The sequence below is a fragment of the Pseudomonas sp. S12(2018) genome (genome assembly GCF_024355235.1).
GTDB classification, from domain to species: Bacteria; Pseudomonadota; Gammaproteobacteria; order Pseudomonadales; family Pseudomonadaceae; genus Aquipseudomonas; species Aquipseudomonas palmensis.
The window spans coordinates 9,565-13,665 of the sequence record NZ_QLAD01000017.1; the positions used below are offsets into that span (position 1 = coordinate 9,565).

A 4,101-nucleotide genomic window follows, 5' to 3' on the forward strand; every position below is an offset into this window, starting at 1 on the left:
ACCCTGGCCCTGGATGGTGGTGGTACCGAGTTCCAGCGCCGCCCCCAGCGCAGGAGTTCTTTCGACCAGGATCACATCGCCGCTGAGCCTGGCGCTCAAGCCACTGCCCAACAATAATCGATCAAGCCCCTGCTGTACCGCGTAACGCCCGTGCAGCCCTTGCGAATGCTGGCGGGTCACTACTTCACTGGCAACCATCAGGCGCAACCCCGCCTGATCGGCAAACCGCGTCAGTGCCTGGTCAAGCGGGCCTGGCGCAACATCGAATACCTGCTCAACGGCGTGTTGGTGATCCACCGCCCTGGCCGGTAGGCTGACACCCACGCAGCTCGCTGTCACGATCGCCAGGCTCAAGGCGGTTTGTCTGATCAGATACGGCATAACGCTCCCCTGCTGAAATCAGCGAAATAAAAATCAATCTCGAAAGGAAAGACGTCAGCCCTCTGAAACCCGACAGTGGCAACAATCAATTATTTCTGCGCAGGCCCTACTTTTGCCGTGCGTCGTCTCGCTCGATCACGGTCAACCATGGGAACTGCCGCACGCGTAGCGGCAAAGTGCGCTGCAGCAATTGCAACTGGGCGTGAGTGTCATCGGTTGCAACGACACCGGTGACCGGCAAGCGGCGCAAGTCGTTGTCGCGCACCCAGATCAGGCCGCGGTGGTAGTGGCCGATCTGCTCCAGCACCTCACCCAGCGGCTGCTGGTTGAACACCAGGCGGTCGCGACGCCACGCGGTTGCCGATGCGATATCCACCGCTTGCGCATCCTCCAGGCCGTGCGGACCGAACTGCACCGCCTGGCCGGCGTCAACGTCAACAGCCTGCGCATCCCCCTCGAGCGTCACCCGCACCGAATGCTCGGTCACCACCATCCGCACCTGCTCGCCCTCGCGTCGCACATCGAAGCCGGTACCCAGCGCGCGCATGCGCCCGTTGCCAGCCAGTACCTCGAACGGACGCTGTGCATCGGCTGCGACCTGCACGAAGAGCTCCCCGGCGTACAAACGCAACACCCGGCGATCGCCTTCCAGATCTATATCCACACGCGTGTGCGGCGCCAGCTCCAGGCGCGAGCCATCGGCCAGGTTCAACGTGCGGTGCTCGCCCAGAGCGGTCACCTGGTCGGCTACCCAACCTTGGGTTTGAGCCTGCCAGTAGAGCCCCCCCGCAAGGCTCAAGGCTATTGTCAAACCCAACAACGGCACCCTGCGCGACGATGCAGGCGGCCGCTCCAATGCACTGCCCAGCCGCTCCCACAGGCGCTCCGCCGCGTGGGCGGCATGCTGGTGTTGCGGTGATGTTTCGCACCACTGCAGGTAGGCGTCCCAGGCAGGCGCCTCGGCGTCGCCCGAATGCAGGTCGACCAACCACTGCAAGGCCTGCTCGGTCAGCACTGTGGATGCCTTGCCTGAACAAAAACCGCTGCTCTCGCGCTTCATTCAGTCATCCATCATTTCGAGGCGTCGAGCACAGTGCAGCAAGGCGCTCATGATGTACTTGCTGACCATGCTCACCGAGACCCCGAGCCGCTCGGCGATGGCCGCATGGCCCAGCCCTTCGAGGCGATTGAGCAGCAGGGCCTGGCGGCAGTTGACAGGCAATTCGTCCAGGGCCTGCTGCAACAGCATCAGTTGCTGGCGCAACTCGAACAGCGCGGCGGGTCCCGGACATGGATCGAGCAGTTCATGCTCGACCTCGTCAAGCGAGCCGACCGGCCCACGCCGCGTGCGGCTGCGCCCCAGGTCGATGATCAGGTTGCGCAGCACGCGGATCAGGAAAAAGCGCGGATTGGCAATCGAATGCGTGCGCTGTTGACGATCAAGGCCGACGTAACGCACGAAGGCGTCCTGAGTGAGGTCTGCCGCCATTTCCCGATCGCCCAGGCGGCGGTAGGCAATCTGCTGCAGTTCGCGGTGATAGAGGCGAAACAACCGATCCAGATTATCCAATGCACACTCCAGAGCGATCCATGTGCAGGAGCACAGGTGGCGGGAGCGCTAGGGTACGAATTTTGAGAATCGTTCGCAATACCAAAAAACATTGGCGTCATGCAGGAAGCGGACGACCGCCGTTTAAGCCGCCACCGCCCACAAAAAAGCCCGCATCAGAACGGGCTTTCGAAAAGAGTGCCGATTACCAGAACGTACCCCGCAACGTCAGCATGTGGTTACGCGGCTCACCGTACCAGTTGGCGGCAACCGAAGAGCCTACTGTCGAATAATAGGTCTTGTCGAACACGTTGTTGAGGTTGTAGGTGAGGCTCCAATGATCATCGAGACGATACTCGGCCATGGCGTTCCACACGGCGTAGCCTGCCTGGCGATATTCATAGCTTTCGTTGCGAATGACCGCACCTGTGTTGTCCAGCACCGCTGCGGTTCCACTGACATAATTGGCACTCTGCAGGTTCACCCCGCCGCCGATTTTCAAGTCATTGAATTCGCCTGGCAGACGATATGTGGACCATAGCTTGAACAGGTGTTTGGGGGTCAGGCTGCTGAACACCGTGTCGTCGTTACGATTCTGGTTGTGGTTATAGGTGTAACCCGCCATCAGGCTCCAGTCGGGAAGCAGCTCCCCGCTGACCTCCATGTCCACACCCTTGCTGACCACTTCGCCCTGCGTCACATAACAGCAGCTGCCACCAAACGGAACGGTCGTTACCGGATAAGCAGGGTCCAGAACAGCCTCGTGCTCACGCTTGGTGTAATACAGAGCGAAGGAGGTGTTGACGGCACCGCCCCACAGCTCCCCCTTGATACCGGTTTCGTAGGTCTTGCCGGTCATGGGTTCGATCGAATTGCTGGATTCGGTACCCGGTGCAGGCGTTGGGCCTTCAAGTTTGTTCTGCTGTGGCTTGAAGATTTCCGAATAGCTGGCATACGCCGACCACTCATCATTCAGGTCATATACCACGCCACCATATGGAACCACCTTGGTGGGCTCTCGGGTAGAAAGATAAGCCGGTGCAACGCCCCTTTCCTGATACGTCTGATAGAACTTGTACCGTTGCGCACGAGCACCAACGATCAGGTGCAGAGGTTCGGCCAGTTGCAGCCGCAGGGTCGAGTAGAGACCGTACTGGATCTGGGTATTGGGGTTGTAATCAGCCAGCCAATCCTTGGTGGTGGGTGGGTTTGGCCACGGAGTGGAACCGGGATCGAACACGTTGATTGGCTCGAAGGCGCCTGCCAGTTGCCCGGTGCCCCTCCATTGACTGGTGATTCGCTGATGATCTGCCCCCATCAAAAACTCATGCTGGCGATCGAACAGGTTGAATTTACCCGCCAGGTTAACGTCCGCCAATTGCTGATCGCTGCGGTAGCGCGCCACACTACCGAAGCGCGTTGCCCCGGTGCCCGTCACCGGGTTGACACTGCCCACGTTGAACGCGCGCTTCTGCAACCCGGAGTCCTGAGTCTGGGTGTAACTGACGTTAAGCTTCCAGTCATCCGACAGCTCGTGATCGACCTTGGCAAACACCTCATCCGACCGACCGTCCTGGAACGCCCAGCTCTCGCTCAGGTTGGTATGGCGCGGCAAACCAAGATCCTTGCCGTCGCTGTAGCGAGGCAGGCCGGCGCTGGCACCGTTCTCATTGATACGCTCGGAACGTCCACCGATGGTCAGGCGTGTGCTGGGCAACACGTCCGCCTCCAGGATGCCGTAAAGCGTAGGGCTCTGCGAACTGCGCTCATCCATGAAGTACTGCCTGTCGGTATAGGCCGCTACTAGTCGCCCCCTCAGCTTGCCGTCGAAGCCCATCGGCCCCGTGATGTCGACCTGGCTACGGTAGTTGTCCCATGAACCCGCAGACGCCTCGAACTTCAATTGATAGGTGTCCAATGGGCGCTTGCGCACCAGGTTGATGATGCCACCGGGGTCGCCCGTACCACCAAAAAGGCCTGAAGCACCACGCAGTACTTCAACGTGATCGAACTCGGCCAGGTTGTAGACCTTGCTTGAATAGAAGCTGCCCGCTGTAGTGCCCAGCGCCATGGGGGCTGCACCATCGATCTGGATGTTCTCGATGGCAAAGCCGCGGGAGTAGAAGTCGTTGATGCGCTCGTTCGAGTTGCGCACAGTGATACCCGGCGTC

General features: G+C 60.2%; 4 protein-coding genes. All 4 read right to left on the reverse strand.

The genetic code is table 11. From position 1 onward, the window contains the following. Positions 1-381 (reverse strand): STN domain-containing protein (locus DN388_RS25215; RefSeq protein WP_255002844.1); only part of this gene is annotated, 381 nt, incomplete at its 3' end. A gap of 106 nt (positions 382-487) precedes the next feature. Next, positions 488-1,441, reverse strand: a complete 954-nt coding sequence (locus DN388_RS25220; protein WP_255002847.1) for a FecR family protein — start codon at positions 1,439-1,441, stop codon at positions 488-490. Beyond that, positions 1,442-1,951, reverse strand: a complete 510-nt coding sequence (locus tag DN388_RS25225; RefSeq protein WP_213607246.1) for an RNA polymerase sigma factor — start codon at positions 1,949-1,951, stop codon at positions 1,442-1,444. A 184-nt stretch (positions 1,952-2,135) separates the two neighbouring features. Next, on the reverse strand, positions 2,136-4,101 hold a 1,966-nt coding region (locus DN388_RS25230; protein ID WP_255002850.1), incomplete at its 5' end, for a TonB-dependent siderophore receptor.

Coding starts and splice junctions, on each gene's coding strand:
- DN388_RS25220 (WP_255002847.1), bottom strand. CDS start 1,441: ATGAAGCGCGAGAGCAGCGGTTTTTGTTCAGGCAAGGCATCCACAGTG.